This window comes from Streptomyces sp. 1114.5 (assembly GCF_003635085.1).
In the GTDB taxonomy this organism is placed as follows: Bacteria; Actinomycetota; Actinomycetes; order Streptomycetales; family Streptomycetaceae; genus Kitasatospora.
This window is the reverse complement of record NZ_RBXE01000002.1, coordinates 799,734-816,364: the sequence shown is the minus strand read 5'-3', so window position 1 is coordinate 816,364 and position 16,631 is coordinate 799,734. Positions and strand designations below refer to the sequence as shown.

Sequence of the window (16,631 nt, the reverse complement as noted above, 5' to 3'; positions counted from 1 at the left end):
GCAAACACCCCCGCATTCCTCCGCTGTTCCCTGCACCTGGACAGAGGATGCTGTGCCGTCCGACCATGAGTCCAACAAGTGGCACTCCGGCCTGGATGAGGAAGTCTCATGACCCGAGGTCCCATGACCGAGCGCGTCCGGTGAGCGCGGACGTCAACCTGGCCCAGCTCAGGGCACTGGTCGCGGTCTCCGACACCGGCAGCTTCGGCGCGGCCGCCGACGAGCTGGGTATCAGCCAGTCCGCGGTCTCACACTCCGTCGGCGCGCTGGAGCGGGCCCTCGGCGCACCCGTCCTGATGCGCGGCACCCCGTGCCGGCCCACTCCGCTGGGCGAGCAGGTCCTGCCGCACGCCCGGACGGCCGTCGCCTCCGCCGCCGCGGTGCGCACCATCGCCACCCAGCACACCGGCGGCCTGACCGGCACCGTACGGCTGGCCGCGCCGACCACCGTCTGCCAGTCTCTGTTGCCCGGGCTGCTGCGGGACTGGAAGGCCTCGTACCCGGAGGTCACCGTCCGGGTCTTCGAGGGCGAGGATGCCGAGTTGGCCGCCTGGCTGGAAGCCGGCACGGTGGACGCCGCCGTCCTGGTGGACACCGGGCCCCTGCAGCCCGGGGCTGTCGCGCTCGGCGCCGACTCGATGCACGCGCTGCTGCGCCGCGACCACCCGCTCGCTGGCCAGGAGAGCATCCACGTCGCCGAGTTGGAGGACGACGACTTCCTGCTCTCCGAGGGCGGATGCGAGCGCCACATCCGCGAGGCCTACCGGCGGGCCGGCGCCCGCTTCGCGCCCCGGCACCGCATCCGCGACCTCAACACCCTGATCGGCATGGTGAACGCGGGTGTCGGGATCTCGGTGATTCCCGCGCTGGCGGTGACCATGCTTCCGGCCGACTGCGTCCTCGTCCCGATCCGCCCCGCCGTCCACCGGACGCTGACGCTGACCGGGCCGGCCAGCCGGCCGTGGTCGCCGGCGGCCAGCGGTCTGCTGGCCGGCGTGGGGGCGATGACGAAGGCCAAGGCCAAAGCCGGGGCCAAGGCCAGGGCGGGGGCGCTGACTATGGCGGCAACGGCAGTGGCGGTGGCACCTGGCTGAGTGGAGTTTTTCGGCGCCAAAGGCCGGGTCGGTGGAATTTCCCACCGCCCCGGGCGGCCGTGACTGGTCGGCGCGGGCGTACGGGCGCAGGGTGACGGCATTCCAGCCGTACACCCGAGGGAGTCCCCGATGTCCGCACACCCGACGCCCGAACAGCAGGAGTCCGCACAGCAGGCGCCTACGCACCAGGTGCCCGCACGCCCGCACCCCCGCCGCTGGTGGGCGCTCTGCGCGCTGCTCACCGCCGAGGCGATGAACCTGCTGGACGCGACGATCGTCCAGGTCGCCGCGCCGCGCATGCGCGCCGACCTGGGCGGCCCGGCCGCCGCCGTGCCCTGGCTCACCACCGCGTACACGCTGCCGTTCGCCGTCCTGCTGCTCACGGGCGGTCGGCTCGGCGACCGGGCCGGGCGGCGCCGGGTGTTCCGGGTCGGCGTCGTGGGCTTCCTGCTCGCCTCGCTGGCCTGTGCCTGCGCGCCCACCCTCGGCACGCTGCTCGTGTTCCGGGCCGTCCAGGGCGCGGCGGCGGCCGTGATCGTGCCGCAGACCATCGGCCTGATCAAGGCCATGTTCCGCGGCCCGGAGACGGCTCGCGCACTCGGCACGATCGGGCCGGTGATGGGCCTTGCGGCGGTCTCCGGGCCGGTACTCGGCGGGGTGCTCACCCACGCCGACCTGTTCGGCTCTTCCTGGCGCTCGGTCTTCCTGGTCAACCTTCCGCTCGCGCTGGCAGTTCTCGCCCTCGCCCCGCAGCTGACCGAGGACCGCGCCCCGCGCCGCCCCGGTCTCGACCCGGTCGGCAGCGCGCTCGCGGCGCTGGCCACCGGGCTGGTTGTGCTGCCGCTCCTGGCCGCCGGAAGCACACCGCCCGGCTGGACGGCCGCCGGAGCGGCCCTGGGGGCGGCCGTCGCGGTGGGCTTCGCCGTCCACCAGCGCCGCGGGGCCCGGCGCGGCGCCGACACGCTGGTCGAGCCGAGCCTGTTCACCACCGCACGGTTCCCGGCCGCGCTGACCGCCCTGTCGCTCGCCTTCGCGGCGACCACCGGGCTCAGCCTGGTCGTCGTGCTTCAGCTCCAACTCGGCAGCGGTGCCGACGCCCTGGCCTCCGGGCTGACGCTGCTGCCGATGTCGGCCGGGCTCGCGGTGGGCTCAGTGTGGGCGGGCACGTCGCTGGTCCGGCGGTACGGAGCGCGGGTGATGCCCGCCGGGATCGCCGTCATGGCGGCGGGGATGGTCGCCGCCGTCGCTGCCTACCGCACCGGCGAACGGCCGGAGTTGCTGCCGTACGCGCTCGCGGTGGTCGGACTCGGGCAGGGGCTGTTCACCCCCGCTTTCTTCACCACCGCCCTGCGGCCGCTGCGACCGCAGGAGACCGGTTCGGCGGCCGGCCTGCTCAACGCCGTGCAGCAGCTGGGCTCCACGCTGGGCGTCGCGGTGCTCGGCCGGATCTACCTGTCCGCCCCGCAGGCCGCCGGGGCCCAGCACGCCTGCTGGATGGCGCTCGGTGTGCTGGCCGCCGTCGCCGTGGCCGCACGCGTCATGAGCACCACTCATGACGTCCGCGCCGATGCCCGCGCCGATGGCTGCAGCGACGCCCACGCCGGTTCCGATCCCGACTCCCACCCCAGCGACCAGGCTCCCCCCGCCGCGCGCACGGCAGAATCGGACGGTGTGTCCGACCGACGGGAGCCCACCCGTGCTCGATGAACTCGACCGCGCGCTCGTCCACGCCCTGCGGGTGGACGGGCGCGCCCCGTTCAGCCGTATCGCCGCCGTCCTCGACGTCTCCCCGCAGACCGTCGCGCGCCGCTACCGGCGGCTACGGGCCGAGGCCGGGCTGCGGGTGGTCGGGCTGGCCGATCCGCACCGGGCCGGGCGCACCCAGTGGCTGCTGCGCCTCACCGCAGGCCCGCACACCGCCCTGAACCTCGCCCAGGCGCTGGTCCGACGCCCCGACACCGCCTGGGTGAAGCTCGCCTCCGGCGGCACCGAGATCACCGCCATCGTGGACACCGGCCCCGGCGCCGCCGGTCACACCCTGCTGCTGCGCGACATCCCCCGCAGCGCGGCCGTCACCGCCGTCTCCGCACACTGCCTGCTGCACACCTACCGGGGCGGCCCGTCCGCCTGGCCGGTCAGCACCGAGGCGCTCACCGACGAACAGCAGGCCCTGCTCCACCCGGCTGCCGTGACCTCACCGTCCGGCGGCCTGGACGAAGCCGACCACGCCCTGCTCGGCGCACTCCACCGGGACGGCCGTACACCCCTCGGCGATCTGGCCGCCGCGACCGGCCGCACCCCGGCCACCGTGGCCCGCCGGCTCGCCGAACTCCGCTCGGACGGAACGGTGTTCCTCGACATCGAACTCGACGCCAGGCTGCTGGGCGCGGGCATGCAGGCGCTGCTCTGGCTGAGCGTCGCCCCCGCCCACCTCGACCGGGTCGGCCGGGTCCTCGCCACCCACCGCGAACTCGCTTTCGTCGCCGCCACCACCGGCCCCAGCAACCTCGCCGCGTTCGCCCTGTGCACCGACCCGGCCGACCTCCACCGGTACCTGACACAGCGGCTCGGCGCGGTCCCGGAGATCGCCGCCCTGGAGACCGCCCCCGTCCTGCGCACCCTCAAGGCCGCCGGGCCCGTCCCGGCTCCCCCGGTCCGTGGACTCCCCTGACCGGACCACGAGGAGGCGGAGGGCACCGACGGCACCGACGCAGCGCCGAAGCCCGGGTCATGCCGGCGGGATTCGCCGGGTTCACCAACACGGAGCCACCACACGGGAGTCACCACGCAGCGTTCACCACGCAGCGTTCACCACGCGGCGTTCACCACTCCTCCCTCCCGCCGGGTCTTGACCCGCCCTCCGGGACAGGTCTATACCAGTGGGAGCCCACGGCAACCACCGGACGTCCCTGGGTCGTTCGGCCCGCCGCCGCGCCACCCCCACCTCCGGCGCGCGTACGGGCACCTCCCCCACCGCCGTTTCCTGGAAGGCTTCCGATGGAACGCGCTCATCCCCCACACCCCGTCAGCCCGCAGACCCTGCCGGAACACCGACGCCGCCCCCGCCGGGCCGCCCTCGCCGTGGCCGGCGTGCTCGGCCTGGTCGCCGGAGGCTTCGCCGCACTGGCCGGCACCGGCTCCGCCTCCGCGGACACCACCGCCGTCACCGCCGCCGCCGGCCTCGGCAGCAACTGGTACGCCTCGGCGCCGTACCTGATGCCCGAGGACAACAGCCCGCCGGACGCCGCCGCCGTCATGGACGCCACCGGCCAGAAGGCCTTCCAGCTGGCGTTCATCCTCGCCCAGGGCAACAGTTGTTCCCCCGCCTGGGGCGGCACCTCCTCGATCGACACCGACACCACCATGCCGAACGTCATCCAGACCGTCCGCGGCAAGGGCGGCGACGTCTCGGTGTCGGTCGGCGGGTACGGCGGCACCAAGCTGGGCCAGGTCTGCGGCACGCCCGAGGCAACCGCCGCCGGGTACCAGAAGGTGATCACCAAGTACCAGCTCAAGGCGATCGACTTCGACCTGGAGGAACCGGAGTACGAGAACACGGCGGCCATCCACAACGAGATCGGCGCCGCGCGGATCCTCCAGCAGAACAACCCCGGTCTGTACGTCTCGATCACCACCGCCGGCACCAACGCGGGCACCGGCTGGTTCGGGACCCAGATGCTCAACGAGGCCAAGTCGCAGGGCTTCACGCCGAACAACTACTCGATCATGCCGTTCGACGGCGGCTTCAACGGCGCGGCGGCGCAGACCGACGCACTGGTGAAGTTCAACCAGATCCTGCAGAGCACCTTCGGCTGGAACGAGGCCACCGCGTACGCCCACGAGGGCGTGTCGATGATGAACGGCCGCACCGACGCCGCCGAGTACTTCCGCCAGGCCGACTTCCAGACCGTACTGGACTTCGCCACCGCCCACGGCCTGGCCCGGTACACCTACTGGTCGGTCAACCGGGACCGGCAGTGCCCGGGCCCGGTGGACCCGGGGCTGTCCGGCTCGTGCTCCAGCGTGGCGCAGAACGACTGGGACTTCACCAAGTACACGGTGAAGTTCGCCGGCGCGACCCCGCCCACCACGCCGCCCACCACCCCGCCCACGACTCCCCCGACCACCCCGCCGACCACCCCCGGCACCTGCACCGCACCGCCCTGGAGCGCGAGCACCACGTACACCGCGGGCGCCAAGGTCTCGTACAACGGGCGCAACTACCACGCCAAGTGGTGGACGCTCAACGAGGTGCCGACCGCCAGTGGCCAGTGGGGCGTCTGGGCCGACGACGGGCCCTGCTGACCGAGCCGCGCGACGAGATCGCGCAGCGAAAACCCGTACACCGGAACCGCACGACGGAACCACAGGTACGCGGGCCCCGGGGGCGCGCCCCCGGGGCCCCGCCGGCTTGGCGCGCGGGGCCAGGGTCACGGTGGTGCCCGGCTCCGGCTTGGCCGCGGCGGGCAGGGTGCGGATGGTGTGGCTGCCGTCGGAGCTGCCGCGCCATTCGGCAACCGTTTCCCCAGCCCAGCGCCCTCCCACGGCGGGGAGCGCACCGGAGGAGAAGACCCCGACCGCCTCCGCCCGTCAGGCCAGGCCGAGCCCGGCGTCCGGCGTCTTGCCCGCCTGCGCCTGTTCGATCCGCTTGACCAGCATCACCGCGAACCGCCGCGTCGCGGCCACGTCCACCGGGCCCCCCTCGGTGGTCACGCTCGCCACCACGGTGCCCGAGCGCACGACGATGCCGACGCCTTCGCCCTCGGCCAGCGGCCCCTGGAACGCCTGGCTCTCGCTGCCCAGTGCCGGGGCGTCGAGCTTCCTGAACGGCCCGGCGGCGTACGAGGCGTACGACTCCTTCAGCCGGTTCTTGGCCGCGTCCCGGCTGGGCAGGGTCTCGACGATGAAGCGGGTGACCACGTCGCCCGAGGAGAACCGGACCGACCCGCTGAGCGGCTTGCCCGTGCAGGGCACGGCGGCGGTGCAGGTGACGGTGTGGTCGGCGGTGTCGACCTTGCGCTTCTCCTCCTCCCACCCGGCCATCACCTTGGCGTCCGGCAGCACCTGCCCGACCACCTTGTCGTCCAGCAGCACGCCCTCCAGGTCCGCCCCGGGCGTCTCCGCGGCGGCCGGCGCGGTCCCACCCGCGGGCGCCGGGGCAGCCCCGGAGGCGGCACCGGCCGCGACACCGGCCGGCGCCGACGCGGTCTCACCGGCGGCGGGCGCGGTCGCCGCAGCCGTGCCGGCAGCCCCGGCCGTACTCGCCCCGGCCGCGCTCGGCACCCCCGGCGCCGCCCCCTTGACGTCCTTCGACCCCCCGGACGAGCACCCGGCCAGCACCGCCACCAGTACCCCGGTCGCCACTGCGGCGGCCATCCGCCGACCACCCATCCCCATCGCCCCGCTCCCTCCGGCTGTCAGTGATCCCTCAACATAGCCGCAGCTCCGCCCCCGCCCACCGCCGGGCCCCGGACGCCCGTCCGGCAGCGTCCCGGCCGCCCGGTACCGGCCCCGGGAACGCCGACGGGGCGGTGACCGACCGGCCACCGCCCCACTGACGAACTACCGCAGTCCGGTCAGACCGCCGGAACCGGGTACGTCGGGTACTCGACGCCCGAGATGTACTGCACGACCCGGACGACCTGGCACGAGTAGCCGAACTCGTTGTCGTACCACAGGTAGAGGATCGCGTTGTCGCCCTCGACCTTGGTCGCGCCGGCGTCCACGATCGAGGCGTGGCGCGAGCCGATGAAGTCGCTGGAGACGGCGTCGGGCGAGTCGATGAAGTCGATCTGGCGCTTCAGCGGCGAGGTCAGCGAGACGTTGCGCAGGTACTCCAGGACGTCCTCGCGGTTGGTCTCCCGCTTCAGCTGGAGGTTGAGGATCGCGATGGAGACGTCCGGCACCGGCACGCGGATCGAGCTGCCGGTGATCTTCGCGTCGAGGTCCGGCAGGGCCTTGGCGACGGCCGAGGCGGCACCGGTCTCGGTGATCACCATGTTCAGCGGTGCCGAGCGGCCGCGACGGTCGGCCTTGTGGTAGTTGTCCAGCAGGTTCTGGTCGTTGGTGAACGAGTGGACGGTCTCCACGTGCCCGCGCAGCACGCCGTACTCGTCCTCCATCGCCTTCAGCGGCGGGACGATGGCGTTGGTGGTGCAGGAAGCGCAGGACAGGATCTGCTCGTCCGGCTTGATGGTGTCGTGGTTGACGCCGTGCACGATGTTCGGGACGTCGCCCTTGCCCGGGGCGGTCAGCACGACCTTGGCGATGCCGGGCTGCAGGTGCTTCGACAGGCCCTCACGGTCACGCCACCGGCCGGTGTTGTCGATCAGGATCGCATCCCGGATCCCGTACTCCGTGTAGTCGACCTTGGTCGGGTCGTCGGAGTAGATCACCGTGATCTCGTTGCCGTTGGCGATGATCTTGTTGTTCGCCTCGTCGACGGTGATCGTGCCCTGGAACTGGCCGTGGATGGAGTCACGGCGCAGCAGCGAGGCCCGCTTGACCAGGTCGTCGCCGCCGCTGTTGCGCACGACGATGGCCTTCAGCCGCAGGCCGTTGCCCGAGGCCTTCTCGATCAGCAGCCGCGCGACCAGTCGGCCGATGCGACCGAACCCGTACAGCACGACGTCCTGGGCGGACCGGCGCTCCAGCTTGTTCTCGCCGGTGGCGCCCGCGACGGCCTGGGCGGTGAACTCCTCCACCGACAGACCGCGGTCGTCCGCCTTGTACGTCGCGGCGAGCATGCCGAGGTCGATCTGCGAGGGGCCGAGGTCCAGGGCGGTCAGCGCGCTCAGGAACGGCATCGTCTCGGTGACCGAGAGCTCCTCGCCCGCTATCTGCCGGGCGAAACGGTGCGTCTTGAGGATGCTGACCACCGACTTGTTCACCAGGGAACGGCTGTGGCACAGAACGGTGACATCCCGCTCCCGGTGCAGCCGCCCGATGATCGGGATCATCGACTCCGCGATCTCCTCGCGGTTCTTCCAGTCCGTGAACACGTCGTCGTTGACAGTCACAAGTCCATCTTTCGAGCTGAGGGTGTTGCGCACATGGTAGCTTCGCCCGCCCGCGGCCCAGCGGCCGGTCCCACCTTCCCGCGCCTGCGCCACCCCGCCCACCTGCGGTTTCCCCCGCCGCCCCACCCCGGAAGGTGATCACCGCCACCCTCGGGGCCGGCTCCGGGACCCCGCGCGGGCGGCCCTCGTCACGGATACACGGCGGGACCTCCTACGACGGCCGAACGAGGTCGAGGGGATCGAACCGGCGGAGGCGGAGCCGGAGTTGGGCCGCGGTACCGCGGCACGGAGTTGCCCGGGGCCGGGTGGGGTGGGGTAATGGGAGGCGGCCGGTAATTCGAGCGTTCCGCGACAGATCCGTTCCACGACAGGTCCGTTCCGGGAGAGACCCGTTTCCGTGAGAGATCCGTTCCGTGAGAGATCCGTTCCGCGAGAGACCCGGGAGCAGCAATGACCGGTGGTCCCGAACCCATCAGTATTGAGGGCCTGCACGCGGTGCAGGAGGAGTTGGCACAGCTACGGGCCGAGCGGGAGCAGGTGGCCGCGACGCTGCGTGGGGTGGAGCCCGTGGGGGACCGGGCGGATGCGGCGGACGAGTTGCAGCGGGCGTCGGAGGTGACGCGGCTGGACCGGCGGATCGCCGAGTTGGAGGGACGGCTGCGGGAGGCGTCGGTCGCCGGTGCGCCGTCCACCGAGGTGGTGGGGGTGGGGTCCACCGTCACCGTGCGGTTCGCGGACGGGGAGGAGGAGACCGTCGAGGTCTCCGAGCTCGCCGAGGAGCGGGAGCTGACCCTGGTGACGGCCGACAGCCCGCTCGGGAAGGCACTGCTGGGCCGCCACGCCGGGGACACGGTGAACTACGAGACGCCGGGCGGAGCGGCCAGCGCGGTCGTGGTGGCGGTGGGCCGCGGGGGCGGGGAGTAGCGGCCTCCGGCGGTGTGACGGCCTCCGACGGGGCGGGCGGCAATGCGGGGAATTCCCGGTCGCCCGCCCGGTCGGGGAAATGCGGCGCGCCCTTGGCAGGCGCGAAGGAAAATCCCTCGATAAGCGCCGCCTATCAGCTCAGCGGAATTTCCGCTTTGACGGTTCTCGACCGCCGACAACACACTGGACAAAAGGAATCCAGGAAATCCGAGATCCGGAAATGGGGCAGCGCAGAGCATGAGCACGCACCTGCCCCCGGCCCCGACTCCGACGCCGGTCGCCTCGCGCGCCTCCCGCGCCGCCCGCCGCTGGCTCCCGGCGGCAGCAGCCGTGGCCGTGGCCGCCTGGGGAGCGAACCAGTTCACCGCCCTGGCCACCGTCTACCGGGCGCGCACCGACTGGTCGGCGCTGTCGCTGGCCGCGATGTTCTCGGTCTACCTGGTCGGGCTGGTACCCGGTCTGCTGTTGGGTCGCCCCGCCGCCGACCGGTACGGCCGCCGACGGGTGGTGCGCGGCGCACTGGTGCTGTCGGCCGTCGCCAGCGCCGTACTGGCCGTCGCGGACGAGCCCGCCGTGTACGCCGCCCGGCCCGTCACCGGCTTCGCGGCCGGGCTGGTCTTCCTGGCCGGGACGACCTGGCTGCGGGAGCTGTCCGGGCCGTCCGTCCCGCCCGAGACCTCGGCGCGCCGTGCGATGTACGCCACCGGAGCCGGTTTCGCGGCGGGCGCGCTGGCCACCGGGGTGCTCGCCGAGTGGCTGCCCGGCCCGACGGTGCTGCCCGCGCTCGCCCACACCCTGGGCTGCCTGCTGGTGCTGCGCGCCACCCGCCGGCTCCCCGAAACGGCAACGCTGCCGGCGACAGCCCGTAACGGCGGCTGGGTCGATGGCGTTGCCGGGGCCCACGCCGGTGCGGCCACCGTGGCGGAGCACCGTGCGGCCGTCCAGCACCCCCGGTTCCGCTACGTCGTGCTCCCTGCCAGCCCTGCCGTCCTCGGCGCCGCCACCGTGGCGTACGTCGTGCTGCCCCCGCTCGTCGCCGACCGCGTGCCCGGCTACGCGCCGCTGTTCGGCGGCCTGGTGGCGGCGCTGACGCTCACCATGGGCGTGCTCGCCCAGCCCTTCGCGGCCCGTCTGGACGACCACGGCAGCGCCCGGGCCACCCTCACCGCCATGGCCACCGTGATCGCCGGGCTGCTGATCGGCGCCCTCGCCGCCCAGCGCGACTCGGTGGGGCTGGTGCTCGTGGCCGCCGTCGTCCTCGGCACCGGGTACGGGCTGACGCTCGGCGCGGGACTGCACGAGGTGGAACGACTGGCCACGCGGAGCCGCGGCCCGACCTCCGCCTCGCTCTACCAGAGCACCATCTCCAGCGGCTTCCTCACCCCGCTGCTGCTCGCCGGGACGGCCGGCCACGCCTCCTACCCGGCCCTGCTGGTGGGCATGGCCGTCGTGGGCGTGCTCTGCCTGGCCGTCACCGGTGCGCACAGCCGCCGCCACCTGCCCGCGTCGGCGGGCCCGGCGCGGTCGGGGTCGGGGACGGGGACGGGGACGGGCGAGGATTCGGGTGAGGATCCGAACGACGATCCAAGCGAGGGTTCGTCCGTACAGTCCGTACAGTCCGGACCGGGACCGAGACCGACACCACCACCGAGGAGCCGACGACGATGGGCCGAGTGACCGTTCCGCGCAGGGTGCTGCGCCTGCGCCAGGGCACGCCCTCGCACCGCCCCGACACCCTGGCGGCCGAGGAGCCGATGGAGATCCGGGTCGGCGGGCGCCCGCTGACGGTGACCATGCGCACCCCGGGCAACGACTTCGACCTGGCGGCCGGATTCCTGGTCAGCGAGGGCGCGCTGCAGGCCGCCGACCAGGTCGCCGGGATCCGCTACTGCGCGGGCGCCACCGCCGACGGCGGCAACACCTACAACATCGTCGACGTCGTGCTCGCCCCCGGTGTGCCCGCCCCCGACGCCTCGCTGGAGCGCAACTTCTACACCACCTCCTCCTGCGGCCTGTGCGGCAAGGCCAGCCTGGACGCGGTGCGCACCACCGCGCCCTGGAGCGTCGCCGAGGACGGGCTGCGCGTCACCCCCGCGCTGCTGTCCGCCCTGCCCGACCGGCTGCGCGCCGCCCAGAAGGTCTTCGAGAGCACCGGCGGTCTGCACGCGGCGGGCCTGTTCGACGCGGAGGGGCGGCTGCTCTGCCTGCGCGAGGACGTCGGTCGGCACAACGCCGTGGACAAGGTGGTCGGCCACGCCCTGCGGGAGGGCCTGCTGCCGGCCCGCGGCACGGTGCTGATGGTCAGCGGCCGGGCCTCCTTCGAGCTGGTGCAGAAGGCCGTGATGGCGGGCATCCCGATGCTCGCCGCGGTCTCCGCGCCCTCCTCGCTGGCCGTGGACCTCGCCGAGGAGAGCGGCCTGACCCTGGTCGGCTTCCTGCGCGGCGAATCGATGAACGTCTACACCCGCACGGACCGCATCGACACGGGCCGCATCGACACGGAGCCGGCCACCGGCCACGGGGCCGCCGCCCTCAAGGCCGAGTAGATGCTCTTCCGCCAGCTCGAATACCTCGTCGCCCTCGCCCGGGAGCGGCACTTCGCCCGGGCCGCCCAGGCCTGCCACGTCTCCCAGCCCGCCCTGTCCGAGGCCGTCCGCAAGCTGGAGGACGAGCTGAAGGTGCTGCTGGTGCGTCGCGGGCGCGCCTTCGAGGGGCTGACTCCCGAGGGCGAGCGGATCGTGCGGTGGGCGCAGCGGATCCTGGCGGACCGGGACGCCCTGCGGGACGAGGTGGACGCCCTGCGCACCGGTCTGAGCGGACGGCTGCGGATCGGCTCGGTGCCGACCGCCTCGGGCGCCGTCTCGCTGCTCACCGGGCCGCTCTGCGCCGCCCATCCGCTGGCCACCGTGGAGCTGTCCACCGATCTGCGCTCCGAGGAACTGCTGCGCCAGGTACGGAACTTCGAGATCGATGCGGGCATCACCTACCTGCCCGGGCCCGGCGCCGACGACCTGCGCACGCTCCCCCTCTACGAGGAGCGGTACGTCCTGCTGACCAGCCCGGCCGACGGACCGGCCCGCCACTCCCGGGCGACCTGGGAGGAGGCCTCCCGGCTGCCGCTGTGCCTGCTGCACCCGGGCATGCAGGGCCGACGGGTGCTGGACGAGGTGTTCGCGGGCCTCGGGCTGGCGCCGACGCCGCGGGTCGAGACGGACTCGGTGGCCTCGCTCTTCGCCCACGTGCGCACCGGGCACTGGGCGAGCGTGGTGCCGTACGCCTGGCTGCACGTGTTCGGCGTGCCGCCCGGGATGCAGGCCGTCCCGCTGGTGGAGCCGGTGCACAGTGCACCGATCGGGCTGGTGATCGCCGCCCGGGAGCCGGGCTCGGTGATGGCGCGGGCGCTGCTGGAGGTCGCCCGGCGCACCGAGATCGCCGCCGTCCTGGGCAGCCTGCCCTGACCGGAGTGCCGCCGGGCCGGGCGGCCTGCCCTGGCCCGCTCGGCCCGGGTCGCGGGCGGTGGGCGCCCGCCATAGCCTCGACCCGAGCGCCGGGTGTCCGCCGAATCCCGACCCCCGCGACGGAAGGCGATGTGCCGTGACCACCTCAGATGACGCCGGGACCAGCGCTGGGACCACACCCGCCCACGCCGGGACCACCCCCGCCCAGGAGCGGCCCGAGCCCGAGGTGGGCCCCTCCCCCGACGGGGCTCCGCAGTTCGAGCCGTACCACCACCCGGCCGCGGGCTGGGGCGCGGCCAAGAGCGTGACCCGCTTCATGGTGCGCGAGGGCGCGTACGTGGACGGGCCGCGCGCGGTGATGCGGATGAACCACGAGAACGGGGGCTTCGACTGCCCCGGCTGCGCCTGGCCCGACGACACCAAGGGCCTGCACCTGGACATCTGCGAGAACGGCATCAAGCACGTCACCTGGGAGATGACCCGCAGGCGGGTCGGCCGCGAGTTCTTCGCCGCGCACTCGGTGACCGAGCTGTCCGGGTGGAGCGACTTCGCCCTGGAGGACCAGGGCCGGCTCACCGAGCCGATGGTGTACGACTCCGCCACCGACCACTACGTGCCGATCGGCTGGAAGGAGGCCTTCGACCTGGTCGGCCGGGCCCTGCGCGGACTGGACGACCCGAATCAGGCGGCGTTCTACACCTCCGGCAGGCTCGGCAACGAGGCGACCTTCCTGTACCAGCTGATGGCCCGCGAGCTGGGCACCAACAACCTGCCGGACTGCTCCAACATGTGCCACGAGGCCAGCGGGCGGGCCCTGCAGGCCGCGCTCGGCACGGGGAAGGGGACGGTCGACCTCAAGGACTGGGAGGTCACCGACGCGCTGTTCATCCTGGGCGTCAACGTGGCCTCCAACGCGCCCCGGATGCTGACCGCGCTCGCCGAGGCGTTCAAGCGCGGCGCGCAGATCGTGCACGTCAATCCGCTGGTCGAGGCGGCGGCGAGGCGGACGATCATCCCGCACGACTTCACGGACATGGCGCTGAACAAGTCCACCCGCACCGGCACGCTGAACCTGCAGCCGCGCATCGGCGGCGACATGGCGCTGCTGCGCGGCATGGCGAAGGCCGTCCTGGAGCAGTCCGCGACCGACGACAAGGCGCTGGACCAGCTGTTCATCGACCGCCACACCACCGGTTTCGAGGCCTACCGGGAGGTCTGCGCGGCCACGCCCTGGGAGGAGATCGAGCGCCAGAGCGGGCTGGGCCGGGCGGACGTCCTCAAGGCCGCGCGGATCTACCGCGACGCCGACCGTTCGATCTTCAGCTGGTGCCTGGGCATCACCCAGCACGAGCACGGTGTGGACACCGTCCGGGAGATCGTCAACCTCCTGCTGCTGCGCGGCAACCTGGGCCGCGAGGGCGCCGGGCCGTCCCCCGTGCGCGGGCACAGCAACGTCCAGGGCAACCGCACCTGCGGCATCGACCACCGGCCGGACGGGGAGTTCCTGGACCGGCTCGCCGAGGTGTGCGGGATCGAGCCGCCGCGCGAGCACGGCCTGGACACCGTCGCCACCATCGAGTCGATGCGGCGCGGCGCGGTCAGGGTCTTCGTCGGCATGGGCGGCAACTTCGCGCTCGCCGCACCGGACACGCCCTACACCTACGAGGCACTCGGCCGGTGCGAGCTGACCGTCCAGGTGAGCACCAAGCTGAACCGCAGCCACCTGGTGCACGGCCGCAGCGCGCTGATCCTGCCGTGCCTGGGCCGCACCGAGAAGGACCACCAGCGCGGCGGGGTGCAGTCCACCTCGGTCGAGGACTCCATGAGCATGGTTCATCTCTCGGTCGGCATGAAGAAACCGGCCTCATCGCACCTGCTCTCCGAGCCCGCGATCATCGCCGGGATGGCCCGCGCGGCGCTGCCGGACAGCCCCACCCCGTGGGAGTGGTACATCGAGGACTACGACCGGATCCGCGACACCATGGCACGGGTGCTGGACGGCTTCGAGGACTTCAACCGCCGGGTGCGGCTGCCGCTGGGGTTCCGGATCAAGCAGCCGGCCCGCGAGCTGGTCTTCCTGACCCCCTCCGGGAAGGCCGAGTTCTCCACCGCCCCGCTGCCCGACGTCGTCCCCGAGCCCGGCACCCTGGCACTGGGCACCATGCGCTCGCACGACCAGTGGAACACCACCATCTACTCGGACAACGACCGCTACCGGGGCGTGAAGAACCTGCGCACGCTGGTCTTCCTGAACAAGGACGACATGCGTGAGCGCGGCATCGACGAGTTCGACCGGGTGGACGTCACCAGTACCGCCCGGGACGGCAGCACCCGCTCGGTGACCGGCTACCTGGCCGTCCCGTACGACATCCCGCGCGGCTGCGCGGCCGGGTACATGCCGGAGATGAACGTGCTGTGCGCGATCGGCGACTACAGCACCCAGAGCGACCAGCCGATCATGAAGCACCTCAAGGTGACCGTGACGAAGTCATGAGGGGCATGAGCTCGGCTCACGCAGCACGGCATGAGCGTCGTTCATGGCCACGGCATGAGAGTTGTTCATGACCTCCGCATGAGAGTTGTTCATACGCAAGGCGGCATGAGAGTTGTTCATGGCCACCACGGCATGAGGTCCGCTCATGCGCGAAGGCATGAGCGGACCTCATGCGGCCCTCCGACCGCTCAGTCGCTCGGCTGGGGCGTCCAGCGGTGCAGGCCCTTGCGGTCGTAGTAGCGGGTCATCCCGAAGCCGAACGCCAGGGCCAGCACCACGCCGATGGCGATCATGACCCAGCCGCGGGCCAGCCCGGCGTTCCCCCGGGCGTCGAAGAACAGGATCGCCCGGATGCCGTCGCTGAGCTGGCGCATCGGCTCGAAGACGCTCAGGAAGCGGTAGAAGCCGGGCACCGCCTGCAGCGGGACGGTCGCGCCGGAGGAGGGCAGGGCCAGCGCGATGAAGACGAACATCGACACCAGCTGCCCGATCCCGCCGAACGCGGCGTTGATCGCCTGCACCCCGAGGCCGACGGCGAGGCTGGCGCAGTAGGCGAAGAGCCAGAGCATCGCCAGGTGCGGGGCGTCCATGCCGAGGATGCCGACCGTGCAGAGCATCACCAGGGAGGTGGTGAGCAACATGATCCCGGCCGTCATGACCATCTTGAGCAGGAGGGTCTGGGTGCGGTCGATCGGGACGGTCGGGCGGCGGGTGTGCCAGGGGCCGATCTCGCTGTCGCTGTAGCCGAGGGCGGTGTCGACACCGCTGTGGATCATGTTGCCGCCGATGAAGCCGGTCAGGACGGCGAGCAGGGTGAAGTAGAAGGCGCTCAGGCCGAGCCCGCTGTGACTGCCGATCGGGTGGCCGACCTGGGTGGCGACGGCGAACGGGTCGGCGAGCAGCAGTCGGGCGGTGGCTCCGGTGTCCGGGCCCGCGGGAGTGGCCGAGCCCGGGGCGGGGGTGGCCGGCAGGGCGGCCAGCAGCTCACGGCCTGCCGCCTGGGAGCCCTGGTGGGCGGCGTTCTGGGCGATCTGGGAGGCCAACGAGGAGCCGAGGCTGCCCAGGCCGGGGTTGGTCAGTACGGTCAGGGTCGGCCGTTCGGTGGCCCCGCCGGTGACCAGCGCGGTGACGGCGGCGGTGAAGTCCTCGGGGACGACCAGCGCGCCGTAGACCTTACCGGCGGCGAGCTGTTCGCGGAGCCCGGCCTGGTCCACCTGCCGCCAGTCGACGGTGCGGCCGGGGGTGCCGGCCACGATCGCCTTGGTCAGCCGGGTGCCGAAGTTCTCCGGCTGGCCGGGCGGCGGTGCGCCCCGGTCCGCGTTCACCAGGGCGATCGGCAGCCGGTGCAGATGGCCGGTCGGATTGACGATGCCGCCCATGTAGAGCAGTGAGAGGACGACGGCCAGCAGGCCGCACAGGACGGTGGGGAAGAGCCACAGCTTCGGACGCCGGACGAGCGAGAGCGCCCGGGCCTGCCGGGGAGCCTCCTGGGAGCCTGCGGTCGCCATGCCACCCCTCGGGTTCGGGCACAACCTGGTGCCGCGTCAGGTACGGCGGGAAGTCGTTCCGTGGCAGCCGGAGGGACAAACCCCGCGTCACCCGGGCGGCCGTCGCCCCAACGACCGGGACCGCCAAGCGGGCC

The 16,631-nt window shown here is 72.9% G+C and carries 12 protein-coding genes; 9 read left to right on the top strand and 3 right to left on the bottom strand.

Going from position 1 to position 16,631, the window contains the following annotated elements:
* Positions 1-140 precede the first annotated feature (140 nt).
* From BX285_RS26900 to BX285_RS26885, 4 genes are all read left to right on the top strand, one after another.
* On the top strand, positions 141-1,094 hold the full coding sequence (locus BX285_RS26900) for a LysR family transcriptional regulator (protein WP_220783978.1): 954 nt from the start codon (positions 141-143) through the stop codon (positions 1,092-1,094).
* A 129-nt stretch (positions 1,095-1,223) separates the two neighbouring features.
* Positions 1,224-2,801: an MFS transporter gene (locus BX285_RS26895; protein WP_121178479.1), complete on the top strand. Its 1,578-nt coding sequence runs from the start codon at positions 1,224-1,226 to the stop codon at positions 2,799-2,801.
* Positions 2,791-3,765: an Lrp/AsnC family transcriptional regulator gene (locus BX285_RS26890; RefSeq protein ID WP_179852620.1), complete on the top strand. Its 975-nt coding sequence runs from the start codon at positions 2,791-2,793 to the stop codon at positions 3,763-3,765. The genes BX285_RS26895 and BX285_RS26890 overlap by 11 nt, the downstream gene beginning before the upstream one ends.
* 326 nt (positions 3,766-4,091) lie before the next feature.
* The gene (locus tag BX285_RS26885; protein WP_121178478.1) at positions 4,092-5,399 is read left to right on the top strand and encodes a carbohydrate-binding protein; all 1,308 of its coding nucleotides are present in this window, start codon (positions 4,092-4,094) and stop codon (positions 5,397-5,399) included.
* A gap of 285 nt (positions 5,400-5,684) precedes the next feature.
* On the opposite strand, the gene BX285_RS26880 is transcribed toward BX285_RS26885, so the two are convergent.
* Entirely contained in the window at positions 5,685-6,470 is a 786-nt protein-coding gene (locus BX285_RS26880; RefSeq protein ID WP_121178477.1) for a hypothetical protein, read from the bottom strand.
* Between the two features lie 200 nt (positions 6,471-6,670).
* Positions 6,671-8,113 (bottom strand): glyceraldehyde-3-phosphate dehydrogenase, encoded by a 1,443-nt coding sequence (locus BX285_RS26875; RefSeq protein ID WP_097235537.1) that lies wholly within the window; start codon positions 8,111-8,113, stop codon positions 6,671-6,673.
* Positions 8,114-8,563: 450 nt separating this feature from the next.
* Between BX285_RS26875 and BX285_RS26870 the strand changes: the two genes are divergently transcribed.
* The 5 genes from BX285_RS26870 to BX285_RS26850 all read left to right on the top strand — a co-directional run bounded on the left by BX285_RS26870 (position 8,564) and on the right by BX285_RS26850 (position 14,989).
* The gene (locus BX285_RS26870) at positions 8,564-9,037 is read left to right on the top strand and encodes a GreA/GreB family elongation factor (RefSeq protein ID WP_121178476.1); all 474 of its coding nucleotides are present in this window, start codon (positions 8,564-8,566) and stop codon (positions 9,035-9,037) included.
* 237 nt (positions 9,038-9,274) lie between these two features.
* Positions 9,275-10,714 carry an MFS transporter gene (locus tag BX285_RS26865; protein WP_121178475.1) on the top strand — a complete coding sequence of 480 codons (1,440 nt, stop codon included), beginning with the start codon at positions 9,275-9,277 and terminating at the stop codon, positions 10,712-10,714.
* Positions 10,702-11,583 carry a formate dehydrogenase accessory sulfurtransferase FdhD gene (gene fdhD / locus BX285_RS26860; protein WP_121178474.1) on the top strand — a complete coding sequence of 294 codons (882 nt, stop codon included), beginning with the start codon at positions 10,702-10,704 and terminating at the stop codon, positions 11,581-11,583. The genes BX285_RS26865 and fdhD overlap by 13 nt, the downstream gene beginning before the upstream one ends.
* Entirely contained in the window at positions 11,584-12,495 is a 912-nt protein-coding gene (locus BX285_RS26855; protein WP_097235540.1) for a LysR family transcriptional regulator, read from the top strand.
* Positions 12,496-12,721: 226 nt separating this feature from the next.
* The gene (locus tag BX285_RS26850) at positions 12,722-14,989 is read left to right on the top strand and encodes an FdhF/YdeP family oxidoreductase (RefSeq protein ID WP_183107272.1); all 2,268 of its coding nucleotides are present in this window, start codon (positions 12,722-12,724) and stop codon (positions 14,987-14,989) included.
* Between the two features lie 188 nt (positions 14,990-15,177).
* Here BX285_RS26850 and BX285_RS26845 read toward each other — a convergent pair whose 3' ends face one another.
* On the bottom strand, positions 15,178-16,497 hold the full coding sequence (locus BX285_RS26845) for a YhgE/Pip domain-containing protein (protein ID WP_121178472.1): 1,320 nt from the start codon (positions 16,495-16,497) through the stop codon (positions 15,178-15,180).
* Positions 16,498-16,631: the final 134 nt, after the last annotated feature.

Coding starts and splice junctions, on each gene's coding strand:
- BX285_RS26895 (WP_121178479.1), top strand. CDS start 1,224: ATGTCCGCACACCCGACGCCCGAACAGCAGGAGTCCGCACAGCAGGCG.
- BX285_RS26885 (WP_121178478.1), top strand. CDS start 4,092: ATGGAACGCGCTCATCCCCCACACCCCGTCAGCCCGCAGACCCTGCCG.
- BX285_RS26880 (WP_121178477.1), bottom strand. CDS start 6,470: ATGGCCGCCGCAGTGGCGACCGGGGTACTGGTGGCGGTGCTGGCCGGG.
- BX285_RS26870 (WP_121178476.1), top strand. CDS start 8,564: ATGACCGGTGGTCCCGAACCCATCAGTATTGAGGGCCTGCACGCGGTG.
- BX285_RS26865 (WP_121178475.1), top strand. CDS start 9,275: ATGAGCACGCACCTGCCCCCGGCCCCGACTCCGACGCCGGTCGCCTCG.
- fdhD (WP_121178474.1), top strand. CDS start 10,702: ATGGGCCGAGTGACCGTTCCGCGCAGGGTGCTGCGCCTGCGCCAGGGC.
- BX285_RS26855 (WP_097235540.1), top strand. CDS start 11,584: ATGCTCTTCCGCCAGCTCGAATACCTCGTCGCCCTCGCCCGGGAGCGG.
- BX285_RS26845 (WP_121178472.1), bottom strand. CDS start 16,497: ATGGCGACCGCAGGCTCCCAGGAGGCTCCCCGGCAGGCCCGGGCGCTC.